General features: G+C 66.4%; 9 protein-coding genes. 5 read left to right on the forward strand and 4 right to left on the reverse strand.

The genetic code is table 11. The annotated features are described in order from the left end of the window. Positions 1–113: 113 nt before the first annotated feature. Positions 114–749: a cysteine hydrolase family protein gene (locus AB4Y43_RS26275; protein WP_069262838.1), complete on the forward strand. Its 636-nt coding sequence runs from the start codon at positions 114–116 to the stop codon at positions 747–749. A gap of 67 nt (positions 750–816) precedes the next feature. Here AB4Y43_RS26275 and AB4Y43_RS26280 read toward each other — a convergent pair whose 3' ends face one another. After that, positions 817–1,470, reverse strand: a complete 654-nt coding sequence (locus tag AB4Y43_RS26280) for a TetR family transcriptional regulator (protein WP_069262837.1) — start codon at positions 1,468–1,470, stop codon at positions 817–819. Positions 1,471–1,905: 435 nt separating this feature from the next. Here AB4Y43_RS26280 and AB4Y43_RS26285 point away from each other — a divergent pair, with 435 nt between their 5' ends. The 3 genes from AB4Y43_RS26285 to AB4Y43_RS26295 are packed head-to-tail and all read left to right on the forward strand — an operon-like array spanning position 1,906 to position 8,005. After that, positions 1,906–3,168: an efflux RND transporter periplasmic adaptor subunit gene (locus AB4Y43_RS26285; RefSeq protein ID WP_368729122.1), complete on the forward strand. Its 1,263-nt coding sequence runs from the start codon at positions 1,906–1,908 to the stop codon at positions 3,166–3,168. Between the two features lie 15 nt (positions 3,169–3,183). Continuing rightward, the gene (locus AB4Y43_RS26290) at positions 3,184–6,456 is read left to right on the forward strand and encodes an efflux RND transporter permease subunit (protein WP_069262835.1); all 3,273 of its coding nucleotides are present in this window, start codon (positions 3,184–3,186) and stop codon (positions 6,454–6,456) included. A gap of 1 nt (position 6,457) precedes the next feature. Then, entirely contained in the window at positions 6,458–8,005 is a 1,548-nt protein-coding gene (locus AB4Y43_RS26295) for an efflux transporter outer membrane subunit (RefSeq protein ID WP_069262834.1), read from the forward strand. A gap of 228 nt (positions 8,006–8,233) precedes the next feature. Here AB4Y43_RS26295 and AB4Y43_RS26300 read toward each other — a convergent pair whose 3' ends face one another. Next, complete coding sequence (locus AB4Y43_RS26300) at positions 8,234–9,688, reverse strand: nucleobase:cation symporter-2 family protein (protein WP_342948456.1); 1,455 nt, start codon at positions 9,686–9,688, stop codon at positions 8,234–8,236. A 582-nt stretch (positions 9,689–10,270) separates the two neighbouring features. Between AB4Y43_RS26300 and AB4Y43_RS26305 the strand changes: the two genes are divergently transcribed. Beyond that, positions 10,271–11,779, forward strand: a complete 1,509-nt coding sequence (locus tag AB4Y43_RS26305; RefSeq protein ID WP_368729123.1) for a xylulokinase — start codon at positions 10,271–10,273, stop codon at positions 11,777–11,779. A gap of 68 nt (positions 11,780–11,847) precedes the next feature. Here AB4Y43_RS26305 and AB4Y43_RS26310 read toward each other — a convergent pair whose 3' ends face one another. Further along, complete coding sequence (locus AB4Y43_RS26310) at positions 11,848–12,630, reverse strand: metal ABC transporter permease (protein ID WP_368615923.1); 783 nt, start codon at positions 12,628–12,630, stop codon at positions 11,848–11,850. Further along, positions 12,623–13,588: an ABC transporter ATP-binding protein gene (locus AB4Y43_RS26315; protein WP_342948459.1), complete on the reverse strand. Its 966-nt coding sequence runs from the start codon at positions 13,586–13,588 to the stop codon at positions 12,623–12,625. Before AB4Y43_RS26315 ends, AB4Y43_RS26310 begins: the two co-directional genes overlap by 8 nt. Positions 13,589–13,595: the final 7 nt, after the last annotated feature.

A 13,595-nucleotide genomic window follows, 5' to 3' on the forward strand; every position in this document is an offset into this window, starting at 1 on the left:
GCGAAAGTTGTCGTCCGGGCCACTGTCGCGTGGGCGCTCGCGGCGCCACAATCCCGCCATCGACTTCGCGTCTTCGGACCGGTCGGTTCCTTTCAACCCCTGGAGGCATGGCCATGTCCGCGAATCCGCGCCGGGCGCTCGTCGTCATCGACGTGCAGAACGAATATGTCAGCGGCGATCTGCCGATCGAATATCCCCCCATCGAGACGTCGCTTGCCAATATCGGCCGCGCGATCGACGCTGCGCGCGCGGCCGGCGTGCCGGTCGTGGTGGTGCAGAACTTCGCCCCGGCGGACTCGCCGCTGTTCGCGCGCGGCAGCGTGGGCGCCGAACTGCATCCGGTCGTGGCCTCGCGCGAGCGCGATCACTACGTCGAAAAAGCGCTGCCGAGCGCCTTCGCGGGCACCGATCTCAAGGCCTGGCTGACCGATCGCGGCATCGACACGCTCACGGTAGTGGGCTACATGACGCATAACTGCGACGCCTCGACGGTGTTCGAGGCGACCCACGCGGGTCTTGCCGTGGAGTTTCTCGCCGATGCGACCGGTTCGGTGCCGTATGCAAACGAGGCGGGAACGGCGAGCGCCGAGGAGATCCACCGCGTATTCAGCGCAGTGATGCACACGCGTTTCGCTGCGGTCGTGAACACGGATGCCTGGCTTGCCGCCGTCGAACAAGGCGTGCCGCTCGCGCGCGACAACATCTACGCGTCGAATCAACGGGCCCGGGCGACCCGCGTGCCGGCCTGAGCGCTCAAGAAAAAGGCGGCCCGTCGGTGGGCCGCCTGGTTCGATCCGGGAACTGCGCGCGTAGGCGTCAGGCTTGCGACGCGCTCGCGCCGATGCGCAGCGACGGGCTGAAGCGCAGCGCGTCGAGCATCGCGTCGACGTGCAGTTCGGCGTTGCTCGCCACGTCGAACGCGTCCGGCAGGATCGCCATATCGCGCAGCGCGCCGCCGATGAACGAATGGAGCACGCGCGAAGCGCGCTTGGCGTCGAGGTCGGCGGGCAGCTGGCCCTTCGACATCGCATTGCGCAAACCCTGTTCGATGCTCGCCAGGCCCTCGCGCATATCGGTCTGATGGCGCGCCATCACCGGGCCCATCTCCTCGACGAACTCACACTTCAGGAACAGGATCTCGAACACGCGGCGGCGGCGCACGTCGGTCGCCGTATTGCGCAGACACAGAATGCAGAGATCGCGCATGCGCCCGAGCGGGTCGGGCTCGCCGGGATCCGTCGATGCCACCTTCAGCTCGTCGAGCGGCAGCACCACGCGGTCGAACATGGCCGTGAACAGGTCGCCCTTGTTCTCGAAATGCCAGTAAATCGCGCCGCGCGTCACGCCCGCGGTCTGGGCGATGTCGGCCAGCGAAGTGCGCGACACGCCCTTCTCGTAAAAGACGTGTTCGGCGGCGTCGAGGATCCGGTTGCGCGTCTCCAGCGCTTCCTCTTTCGTGCGGCGGGCCATTTTGTAAAGTCGGTGCGTTGCAACAGGTTTGGGGTGAATGAACGTATTTGGGGTGCGTACCGTAATGTATTGATTTGTAATATGGAGGTGATGCGCGGATCGCTCCTGAAGCACCACTCAACGGTTAAGTAACGTCCTTTTACATTCGTTCGCGAATGTATCTATAATAGCACCCCACCACCTGGGTGCCTCAAATGGTGATGTCCGGTTAATATCCGTCCTTGGCCAAGTGGTCGTAGAAACCCCAATGCGCGACGCCTCTCGCGGCGGCGCGCGGCAGTATCGCCCGGACGGATGTGCAGACCGGAACGCGCCTTCTAGAAGAAGTACCGGGTTTATCCGTCAGGTATTTGCCAGATGCTGGCGTGCGTGGTCGTCCTCCTCGTTGCAGGACGCCGCACGCTTTTATTGTCAGTTATAGACAGAGGTCGCTCCATGCGCGTCGAACGGGTTCCATTCCGCCTAATCAGTGTCGCGACGGCTGCCATCGTGCTCGCAGCCTGCGGGCAAAAGCAGTCGGCGCCGCCGCCGCAAACCCCCGAAGTGGGTATCGTCACCGTCCAGCCGTCCGCCGTGCCGGTCGTCTCCGAGCTTCCCGGCCGCACCAGTGCCTATCTCGTCGCGCAAGTGCGCGCACGGGTGGACGGCATCGTGCTGCGCCGCGAATTCACCGAAGGCGCGCTCGTCAAGGCCGGTCAGCGGCTCTACAAGATCGATCCGGCGCCGTACATCGCTGCGCTGAACAATGCCAAGGCCACGCTCGCCAAGGCGCAGGCCAACCTCGTCACGCAGAACGCGCTGGTCGCGCGCTACAAGGTGCTGGTGCAGGCCAACGCGGTGAGCAAGCAGGACTACGACAACGCCATTTCCGCACAGGGCCAGGCTGCAGCCGACGTCGCCGCCGGCAAGGCCGCCGTCGACACGGCACAGATCAACCTCGGCTACACCGACGTCACTTCGCCGGTCTCGGGCCAGGTCGGCATCTCGCAGGTCACGCCGGGCGCCTACGTGCAGGCGAGCGCGGCCACGTTGATGTCGACGGTGCAGCAGCTCGATCCGATGTACGTGGACGTCACGCAGTCCAGCCTCGAAGGCCTGAAGCTGCGCCGCGAGATCCAGGAAGGACGCCTGAAGACCAACGGCCCGAACGCCGCCAAGGTCTCGCTCGTCCTCGAAGACGGCCGCACCTATTCGGAAAAGGGCAAGCTCCAGTTCTCCGACGTCACCGTCGACCAGACCACGGGCTCGGTCACGGTTCGCGCGATTTTCCCGAACGCCGACCGCGTGCTGCTGCCGGGCATGTTCGTGCGCGCGCGCATCGAAGAAGGCATCAACAACAACGCGTTCCTCGTGCCGCAGGTCGGCGTGCAGCATGACCAGAAGGGGCAGGCCTCGGTGTACGTCGTCAACCAGGACAACAAGGTCGTGCCGACGCCGATCACCACGGCGGGCACGCAGGGTCAGGACTGGGTCGTTCAGAGCGGTCTGAACGCCGGCGACCGCGTGATCGTTCAGGGCACCGACAAGGTCAAGCCGGGTGCGCAGGTCAAGCCGGTTCCCGCGCAGCTGCCGCCGCCGCCCCCGCAGGGCGCGCCTTCGGCTGACATGGCAACGGCTTCGGGCTACGCGAACGCCGCCAGCACCGCATCGGGGCCGAAGGCTGCCTCGGCTGCACCTGCCGCCTCCGCAGCGCAATAACGGGGAGCCTGCTTCATGGCAAAGTTCTTTATTGATCGCCCAATCTTTGCATGGGTGATCGCCATCATCCTGATGCTGGCGGGTGTGGCCTCGGTGTTCACGCTGCCGGTCGCGCAGTATCCGACCATCGCGCCGCCTTCCATCCAGATCAGCGCGAACTATCCGGGCGCATCGGCCAAGACGGTGGAAAACACGGTCACGCAGGTGATCGAGCAGCAGATGAGCGGTCTCGACCACCTGCTGTACATCTCGTCGACTTCCGATGACTCGGGCACGGCTACGATCACGCTGACTTTCGCGGCGGGCACCAACCCCGACATCGCGCAGGTGCAGGTGCAGAACAAGCTGCAGCTCGCCACGCCGATTCTGCCGCAGGTCGTGCAGCAGCTCGGCATCAGCGTCACGAAATCGAGCAGCAGCTTCCTGCTCGTGCTCGCGTTCGTGTCCGAAGACGGCAGCATGACCAAGTACGACCTCGCGAACTACGTGGCGTCGAACGTGAAAGACCCGATCAGCCGTATCGACGGCGTGGGTACGGTCACGCTGTTCGGCTCGCAGTACGCGATGCGTGTCTGGCTCGATCCAAACAAGCTTACGAACTTCCAGCTAACGCCAACCGACGTCACAGCGGCAATCACCGCGCAGAACGTGCAGATCGCGGGCGGTCAGCTGGGCGGCACGCCAGCAGTGGCGGGGCAGGCGTTCCAGGCGACCATCACCGAATCGACGCTGCTGCAGACGCCCGAGCAGTTCGGCAACATCCTGCTGAAGGTGAACCAGGACGGCTCGCAGGTGCGCTTGAAGGACGTGGCGCGTATTGGTCTGGGTGGCGAAAACTACAACTTCGACACGAAGTACAACGGTGCGCCGACGGCCGGTCTGGGCATTCAGCTCGCGACGGGCGCCAACGCGCTGCAGACCGCGAAGCTCGTGCGCCAGAAGATCGACGACCTCTCGAGGTACTTCCCGCACGGTCTCGTCGTGAAGTACCCGTATGACACGACGCCGTTCGTGCGCCTGTCGATCGAGGAAGTGATCAAGACGCTGCTGGAAGGCATCGTGCTGGTGTTCCTCGTGATGTACCTGTTCCTGCAGAATCTGCGCGCGACGTTGATTCCGACGATCGCGGTGCCGGTGGTGCTGCTGGGCACGTTCGCGATCATGGCGGCGGTGGGCTTCTCGATCAACACGCTGTCGATGTTCGGTCTCGTGCTCGCCATCGGCCTGCTGGTGGACGACGCGATCGTGGTCGTGGAGAACGTCGAGCGGGTGATGGTGGAAGAGGGGTTAGGGCCGAAGGAGGCCACCCGCAAGGCGATGGGCCAGATTACCGGCGCACTCGTTGGCGTGGCGCTCGTGCTTTCCGCGGTGTTCGTGCCGGTGGCGTTCTCGGGCGGCTCGGTCGGCGCCATCTACCGGCAGTTCTCGCTCACGATCGTGGCGGCGATGGTGCTGTCCGTGCTCGTCGCGCTGATTCTCACGCCGGCGTTGTGCGCGACCATCCTCAAGCCGATTCCGAAGGGTCATCACGAAGAGAAGAAGGGCTTCTTCGGCTGGTTCAACCGTACGTTCGAGACGAGCCGCGACAAGTATCACTCCGGCGTGCACCACGTGATCAAGCGCTCGGGCCGCTGGCTCATCATCTATCTCGCGGTGATCGTCGCGGTTGGCCTGCTGTTCGTGCGCCTGCCGAAGTCGTTCCTGCCCGATGAAGACCAGGGCACGATGTTCGTGATCGTGCAGACGCCCGTGGGCTCGACCCAGGAAACGACGGCACGCACGCTCGCCAACATCCAGAACTGGCTGCTCAAGGACGAAGGCAGCATCGTCGAGTCGGTGTTCACGGTGAACGGCTTCAGCTTCGCGGGCCGTGGCCAGAACTCGGGTCTCGTGTTCGTACGGATGAAGGACTACAAGCAGCGTCAGAACGCGGACCAGAAGGTCCAGGCGCTGGTGCGGCGTATGTTCATGCACTATGCGGGCTACAAGGACGCGATGGTGTTCCCGGTGAATCCGCCTTCGATTCCTGAACTCGGCACCGCGTCGGGCTTCGACTTCGAATTGCAGGACCGCGGAGGTCTCGGTCACGAGAAGCTGATGGAAGCGCGCAACATGCTGCTCGGCATGGCTGCGAAGGATCCGACGCTCGCACTCGTGCGCCCGAACGGCCTGAACGACACGCCGCAGTTCACCGTGGACATCGACCGCGAAAAGGCCGAGGCGCTCGGTGTGACGGCGGCCGCGGTCGACCAGACCTTCTCGATCGCGTGGGCGTCGGCGTACGTGAACAACTTCCTCGACACGGACGGCCGTATCAAGAAGGTGTACGTGATGGCCGATGCACCGTTCCGCATGACGCCCGAGGACATGAACCTCTGGTACGTGCGCAACAGCGCGGGCGGAATGGCGCCGTTCGGCTCGGTCGCGAAAGGCCGCTGGACCTTCGGTTCGCCGAAGCTCGAACGCTACAACGGCATTTCCGCTCTGGAAATCCAGGGTCAGGCGGGGCAGGGCAAGTCGACCGGCCAGGCCATGACGGCCATGGAGCAGATCGCGGCGAAGCTGCCCGCGGGTATCGGCTACGAATGGACGGGCCTGTCGTATCAGGAGCGCCAGTCGGGCTCGCAGGCGCCGATCCTGTACGGCATCTCGATCCTCGTCGTGTTCCTGTGTCTCGCGGCGCTGTATGAAAGCTGGTCGATTCCGTTCGCGGTCATCATGGTGGTGCCGCTCGGCGTGCTCGGTGCGCTGCTGGCGGTGACCTTGCGCGGCCTCGAGAACGACGTGTTCTTCCAGGTGGGCCTGCTAACCACTGTGGGTCTGTCGGCGAAGAACGCGATTCTGATCGTGGAGTTCGCGCGCGACCTGCAGGCCGAAGGGAAGATGGGACCGATCGAGGCGGCGCTCGAAGCTTCGCGACTGCGTCTGCGGCCGATTCTGATGACGTCGATGGCGTTCATTCTCGGCGTGCTGCCGCTCGCGATCAGTAACGGCGCGGGTTCGGCTTCGCAGCACGCGATCGGCACGGGCGTGATCGGCGGGATGATCACGGCCACGTTCCTCGCGATCTTCATGATCCCGATGTTCTTCGTGGTGATTCGCGCGAAGTTCGCCGGCGAGAAGGAAGACGCGGACGTCGCGCTCCAGCACTACGAAGAGCACCACGCGCACGACCACGACCAGGACAATGGCGCGAATGGTGGTGGCGCTCAGGGTGGCAACGACCGTGGTGGCGAAGGTGGCAACGGCGGCAGCAACGGCGACGGCCCGGGCAAGGAAGGACATTGAGATGCATAAACTATCCGTAATTGCAGCGGCCGCTGCGCTCCTCGCGGGTTGCACGATGGAGCCGTGGTACCACCGGCCTGAAGCGCCGGTGTCGCAGAGCTTCCCGCAAGGCGGCGTGTACGCGACGCAGCCGGTTGCCGGGGGCGCGAATGGCCAGAACGGCCAGGCCGCCCCGAGCGCCAATGGCGCCGCGGCTACCGACATCGGCTGGCGCGAGTTCTTCGTCGATCCGCGTCTGCAGCAACTCGTCGACATCGCGCTGAAGAACAACCGCGATCTGCGCGTGTCGGTGCTCAACGTCGAGGCGGCGCGCGCGCAGTATCAGATCACGCGCGCCGAGCTGTTCCCGGCGATCAACGGCGTGGCCACGGACACGCGCACGCGCACACCGAGGGATCTGCTGACCACACCGAACAGTCCGAACCCGTACAGCGTCTACAACGTGGGCGTGCAGGCGTCGTGGGAGCTGGACTTCTGGGGGCGCATCCGCAGCCTGAAGGACCAGGCGTTGGCGCAGTACCTCTCGACGGCGTATGCACGCAAGGCAGCGGAAATCACGCTGGTTTCGGAAGTCGCGGACCAGTACCTGACCATGCTCTCCGACGACGACCTGCTCAAGGTCACGCAGGAAACGCTCAAGACGGCGCAGGACTCGTACAACATCGCGAAGGCGCAGTTCGATACGGGCACCGGCACCGAGCTCGATTTGCGCCAGGCGCAAACGGTGGTCGAGAACGCGCAGGCCAACATGCAGGCGCAACTGCGGGCACGCGCGCAGGCCGAAAACGCGCTCGTGCTGCTGATCGGCGAGCCGCTGCCGGCGGATCTGCCGCAAGGCCTGCCGCTCGACGGCCAGCCGCTGGTCAACGACATTCCGGCAGGCCTGCCTTCGGATCTGCTCACGCGTCGTCCGGACATCATGCAGGCTGAGCAAACGCTGCTTGCGGCAAACGCCAATATCGGCGCGGCGCGTGCGGCGTTCTTCCCGAAGATCTCGCTCACGGCGGCGTTCGGCACCGAAAGCCTGTCGCTCGGCGGCCTCTTCAAGGCGGGCACGGCGGCATGGAGTTTCGTGCCGCAGATCACGCTGCCGATCTTCGAAGGCGGCTCGAACATCGCGAACCTGCAACTCGCGAATGTCGAGAAGCGCATCGAGATCGCCAACTACGAGAAGTCGATCCAGTCGGCGTTCCGCGAAGTGGCCGACGGCCTGGCTGCACGAGGCACCTACGACGAGCAGATCGCCGCGCTCGAGCGGAGCACCTTTGCGAACCAGCGCTCGCTCACGCTTTCGGAACTGCGCTACAAAAACGGCGTGGACAGCTATCTGCCGGTGCTGGCCGCGCAGACCAGCCTCTACACGGCGCAGCAGTCGCTCGTCACGGCGCGCCTTGCGCGCCTGACCAACCTCGTCGATCTGTATCGCGCGTTGGGCGGCGGCTGGATCGCGCATGCAGGCGAGACGCCGCGCGAGCCCGATGCGCCAGCCGATTACGGCGCGGCCAGCGCGCCGGCGGCGGCTTCGGCGGCTACGGCGACGGCGGGATAACGCTCTACGGTTTCGGAATCGGAAGCCAGAACGCCACGGGAGACCGTGGCGTTTTTTTTCGCGTGTGAGCGTGCGCAGCGCGGTTAAAAAAAGCGCCATGGTTTCCCATGGCGCCGAACCAGCAAAAGACCCCGCCCGCCTGTGTATGGATGGGCACCTGCGAGCGGGGCACCTCTCGCGTCAACTCAATACTTTCAAACCCGGTTCGATCAGTGCAGTGAGATCGACTCAGTGCGCGGCCGAGCGCGGCATTTCGTGGCCCGTATCCGGCGTCGGCGCGGCATCGGGGCGGCCTTCGAAATCGTGCCCGGCGCGGCGGATGGCGCGCTCGGCGGCTTTCTCGCTCTTCGCACCGTTGAAGATCAGGTTCAGCACCACCGCCGAAACCGAAGCGAGCAGGATGCCGCTATGGAGCAGCGGCGAAAGCGCGGGCGGCAGCTTGGCGAAGAAGTGCGGCGACACCACCGGCACGAGGCCGAAACCCACGCTCACGGCCACGATGAACAGGTTGTGCTGGTTCTTCACGAAGTCCACGCGAGAGAGCACCTTGATGCCGTTCGCCGCCACCATGCCGAACATCACGATGCCTGCGCCGCCCAGCACGAAGGCGGGCACGGAGGCGACCATCTGCGCCATCTTCGGAAAGAGGCCGAGCAGCACGAGAATCACGCCGCCCATCGCGCACACATAGCGGCTCTTCACGCCCGTCACGCCGATCAAGCCCACGTTCTGCGAGAACGATGTATGCGGGAACGAGTTGAAGATGCCGCCGATCATCGTGCCGAGACCGTCGACGCGCAGGCCGCGCACGAGCGTGGCCTGATCGACGGGGCGCTCGACCATGTCGCCTACCGCGAGGAACATGCCCGTCGATTCGATGAAGGTGACGAACATCACGATCACCATCGTCGCGATCGGCAGGATGTGGAACTTCGGCATGCCGAAGTGGAACGGCATGACGATGCCGACCCACGGCGCGCTGGCCATGCCTTCGAGGTTTACGCGACCGAGCGCAAGCGCGATGGCGAAGCCCGCGACGATGCCGAGCAGCACCGAGATATTCGCGATGAAGCCGCGCCCGAACTTGTTGATGAGCAGGATCAGCATCAGCACGAGCAGCGAGAGGCCGAGGTAGATCGGGTCGCCGTAGTCGGGGTTGCCCACGCCGCCCGCGGCCCAGTTGATGCCCACTTCCATGAGCGAGAGGCCGATCACTGCGATCACCGTGCCCACCACAACAGGCGGGAAGAAGCGCAGCAGCTTGCCGATCATCGGCGCGATCACGATGCCGATTGCGCCCGCCGCGATGGTCGAGCCGAAGATGTCGAGCAGGCCGAGCGACGGATTGGTGCCGATGGCGATCATCGGACCCACCGAGGCGAACGTGCAGCCCATGATCACGGGCAGGCGGATGCCGAAGATCCACAGGCCGAGCGTCTGGATCAGCGTGGCGATGCCGCAGGCGAACAGGTCGGCGCTGATGAGGAAGGCGACCTGGTCCTTCGGCAGCCCGATCGCGCCGCCGACGATGAGCGGCACGGCCACCGCGCCCGCGTACATCACGAGCACGTGCTGGATGCCGAGTGTCAGCAACTGGCTGAACGGCAGGCGCTCGTCGCAGGGGTGGACCTGCTTCTGGCCAGACCGCTGGGCGGCCTGGTCCTCAATGCCCTTGGCTTGCATGTCGTCTGTCTCCGTCTCTTGGTTTAAGGGTATGGCCTCCAAGGTATGCGGTAAGAAAATATGCAACAAGACCACTGGAGACTATTCCGTGCTTTCCGGCGACGATATGCGCCCGTCGGGATGGGCCGGCGACATAAGGGTGGGATCGGCGCGCGTGGCGGCATCATGGCGGCGTCGCGAGGCGCCGGTTCGGACCGCGCGTGCGGCGGCGCAAGGCGGGGAGCCCCCTGTTTGCGGCGATTGGGCGGCTTCGCGCTGTGGGTGCCGCGGCGCGGCGTGGCGGTACGGCGCCATGGCGGAGGGCGTGCAGGTGGCTCGAAGTGAGGCCGGCGATGCCCAGCGGGTCATGTCACCTATGGCAGCGTCGTTATGATCTCTATTTCGAATGCGCAATGTGAGCCATTTTGCATCCCGCGAACACCCACCGGGTTAACCCGCGAATGGGCATGATTCGCGTCGAAATCGGCTGCGTTGCACGCGGGTTCGCGGCAGGTTTGAATCCCCCGCTCAACGCACATTCGGCGGCGTGCTCGCCGGTATGATCGTTCTTCCCGTCCTCACCCACCTCGCACATCGTTCCCCATGAGCCCATCGCAGACGCGTTTTCTCGGTATCGACCTCGGCACCGGTTCACTTAAGCTCGGCATCATCGATGGCGATGGCGTCGAGCGTGCCGCCGCGAGCGTGGCCTATGCGCTCGAAACACCGCAGCCCGGCTGGGCCGAGATCGCCGTGGATCGGTGGTGGGACGCGCTCGTCGTGGCCTGCGCGCGATTGCCGGAGAGCGAGCGCGCCGCGGTGCGGGCAATCGGCTTTTCCGGACAGATGCACGGCGTCGTGCTCACCGACGAAGCGGGCCGCGCGTTGCGCCCCGCGATGCTCTGGCCCGACACGCGCGCGCATGCGCTGCTCGATGCCTGGCCCGACGACCCCGAACATCCGCAGTCCAACCCCGTGGCCCCTGGCATGGCGGGGCCGCTGCTGCGCTGGGTTCTGCAGCACGAGCCGCAAGTCGCACAAGCCGCGCGCTGGGCGCTGCAGCCGAAAGACTGGCTGCGCGTGGCGCTCGGTGGCGCAGTCAAAGCCGATCCGTCGGATGCGTGCGCGACGGCGCTCGCCGCACCCGACGGCACGTGGGACTTCGCGCTGATCGAGCGCCTCGGACTGCCGGCGCGGTGGTTTGCGCCGCTGGCCGCGTCGCATGAAGCGAGCGGCGCGCTGAGCGCGCAAGCCGCGCAGGCGCTCGGGCTGCCCGCCGGCATCGTGCTCGCGACGGGCGCGGGCGACACGCCTTGCGCCGCGTTCGGCACCGGCCTGGCCGACGAAGGCGACGCGCTCCTCACGACGGGCACAGGCGGCCAGATCGTCGTGACCGCGCGCAGCGAGCCGCCCGCACGGCGCGGGCTGCATCGCTACCGCTCGGCGACGGGCGGCTGGTACACCATGGCCGCCATGCAGAACGTGGGCGTGGCGCTGGAAGCGGCACGCGGCTGGCTGGCCTACGACTGGGCTTCGGCTTACGCGGATGCGTTCGCCGTGCCGCCGTCGGCGACGCTCGCGTTCCTGCCTTACCTGAGCGGCGAGCGCTCGCCGTGGCTCGACCCCGCGGCGCGCGGCGGCTGGCTGGGCGCTGCGCTCGGCGACTCGCGCGGCACGCTCATGCGCGCGGCGTTCGAGGGCGTCGCGTTTGCGTTGCGTGCAGGCCTCGATGCCGTGCGCAGCACCCGTGAAGCCGCCGATGGAGGCACGCGGGATGCGCGCAGTGTGCCGACGCTCAAGCTCGCGGGCGGCGGCTCGGTGGATGCGCGCTGGCGGCAGTTGCTCGCCGACACGCTCGACGCGGACCTCTACGCGATCGACTGCCCGAACGCAGCGGCGCGCGGCGCCGCGATGCTGGGCGGCCTCGCCTGTGGACACTGGCGCATGAGCGACCTCGCGGCGCTTGCGCCGGCCGCGACGCAAGTGGCGTCGCCGCGCGAAGACGCCACGCTCGCGCAGCGCTATGCGCGCTTCATCGATCTATACGGCCGCGTTCGAACCTGGTTCGCACCGGCATCGGTCCGCGCGCCGGCGAGGTGCTCATCGAGGTGAAGCCGTAGAAGCAAAAAAGGCGTTGCCACCGCGAGGGGCAACGCCTTTTTCCTGGCGCATCCAGCGTCCTAGCGACGCCCGATCAGACTCGCGCCGTAGACGAGCGCGGCGAGCGCGGTGATCCAGAAGCTGGTGGGCCAGTCGGTGTAGAACGCGAGCGTCACGCCGAGCCACGCCTGCACGAGCGCGAGCAGCGCGGCGAGCACGAGGCCGGTGGACAGACGCGTGGTGAGATTCTGCGCGGCGGCGGCCGGACCGACCATCAGCGTAAAGACGAGCAGCACGCCGACGATCTGCGTGCACGCCGCCACCGCGAGCGCGGCGATGGCGAGGAACAGCATCGAGACCGCGCGCAGCGACACGCCCTTCGCTTCGGCGAGTTCGGGCTGCAGCGAGGCGAACAGCAGCGGCCGCATGATGGCGCCCAGCGCCGCCAGGCTCGCCGCGGCGAGGGCGGCCAGCACGCCGAGCGTCTCGCGGTTCACGCCCAGCACGTTGCCGAACAGCAGCGCCGTGACCTGCGTGGCATACGACGTGAAGAAGTGCAGAAACAGCAGGCCGAAGCCGAGCGCGAGCGAAAGAATCACGCCGATCGCGACATCGCGACCCGCGAGCTTTTCGCCGAGCGCGCCCATCGAAACGCCGGCGGCGAGCGTGAAGCCCACCATGCCCCACAGCGGCGAAACGCCGAGCAGCACGGCGCCTGTCGCGCCCGTGAAACCGACGTGCGAGAGCGCGTGGCCCGCGAAGGTCTGACCGCGCATCACGAGGAAATAGCCCACCACGCCCGCGAGCACCGCGACGATGCCCGACGCCGCGAAGGCGTTCACCATGAAATCGTATTCAAGCATCGTGCGTGTGGCCGTGTGTGTTGTCGTTGTTGTCGCCGTGGGCATGTCCGTGCGCGTGGCCATGGCCGCCGTGGTCGTGGCCATGGTCGTGCTCATGCTCGTGGTCGTGCTTTTCGACTTCCACGTCGCCCGACATCACGAAGATGCGGCCCTTCATGCGCATCACTTCGATCGGCGAGCCGTAGAGGCGCGAGAGCACGGGCGCGGTGATGACTTCATCCACGCTGCCGAGCGCGGCCACGCCGTTGCCGAGATAGAGCACGCGATCGAGCGCGTTGAGGAGCGGGTTCAGCTCGTGCGCGGAGAACAGCACCGCGATGCCGAGCTCGCGCTGCACGCGGCGCACGAGTTCGACCACGCCGCGCTGGTGGTTGGGGTCGAGGCTGATGAGCGGCTCGTCGAGCAGCAGCAGCTTCGGGTCGCCGAGCAGGCATTGCGCGAGCAGCAGGCGCTGGCGTTCGCCGCCCGAAAGCTCCGAAAGCGGGCGGTCCGCCAGTGCTGTCGCCCCCACGAGATCGAGCACGCGCGCGACGTCGGCGCGCGTGGCGGCGTCGGCGCGCGGCAGGCCCCAGCGGTGGCCGTCGGCGGCCATCGCCACGAAGTCGCGGCCACGCACGCGGCGGCTCGCGAGCGCCGTGCGCGTTTGCGGCATGTAGCCGATTTTGGCGTTGCCGCGCGCGACCGGCTCGCCCAGCACGCGGATCGCGCCGTGCGAGGCCGGCACGAGGCCGAGAATCGCCCGCATGAGCGTGGTCTTGCCCGCGCCATTCGGGCCGAGCACGCCGATGAATTCGCCCTGGTTTACCGCGAAGTTCGCGTCGCGCAGGATCGTGCGCTCGCCGAGCGTCAGCGTCACGCCCGCTAGCGTGAGCACAGGCGTGGGCGCGCGGTGCGCGCCGTTATGCTGTGCGTTGCGCGATGAAGCGATATCGGTGGGCGAAGAGCCGGCCCCGGTCATGACATCT

Origin of the sequence: Paraburkholderia sp. BR10872, assembly GCF_040965835.1 — a bacterium.
GTDB lineage: Bacteria > Pseudomonadota > Gammaproteobacteria > Burkholderiales > Burkholderiaceae > Paraburkholderia > Paraburkholderia nodosa_A.

Excerpts from the sequence above, each read along its gene's own strand:
- AB4Y43_RS26275 (WP_069262838.1), top strand. The coding sequence starts at position 114 with ATGTCCGCGAATCCGCGCCGGGCGCTCGTCGTCATCGACGTGCAGAAC.
- AB4Y43_RS26280 (WP_069262837.1), bottom strand. The coding sequence starts at position 1,470 with ATGGCCCGCCGCACGAAAGAGGAAGCGCTGGAGACGCGCAACCGGATC.
- AB4Y43_RS26285 (WP_368729122.1), top strand. The coding sequence starts at position 1,906 with ATGCGCGTCGAACGGGTTCCATTCCGCCTAATCAGTGTCGCGACGGCT.
- AB4Y43_RS26290 (WP_069262835.1), top strand. The coding sequence starts at position 3,184 with ATGGCAAAGTTCTTTATTGATCGCCCAATCTTTGCATGGGTGATCGCC.
- AB4Y43_RS26295 (WP_069262834.1), top strand. The coding sequence starts at position 6,458 with ATGCATAAACTATCCGTAATTGCAGCGGCCGCTGCGCTCCTCGCGGGT.
- AB4Y43_RS26300 (WP_342948456.1), bottom strand. The coding sequence starts at position 9,688 with ATGCAAGCCAAGGGCATTGAGGACCAGGCCGCCCAGCGGTCTGGCCAG.
- AB4Y43_RS26305 (WP_368729123.1), top strand. The coding sequence starts at position 10,271 with ATGAGCCCATCGCAGACGCGTTTTCTCGGTATCGACCTCGGCACCGGT.
- AB4Y43_RS26310 (WP_368615923.1), bottom strand. The coding sequence starts at position 12,630 with ATGCTTGAATACGATTTCATGGTGAACGCCTTCGCGGCGTCGGGCATC.
- AB4Y43_RS26315 (WP_342948459.1), bottom strand. The coding sequence starts at position 13,588 with ATGACCGGGGCCGGCTCTTCGCCCACCGATATCGCTTCATCGCGCAAC.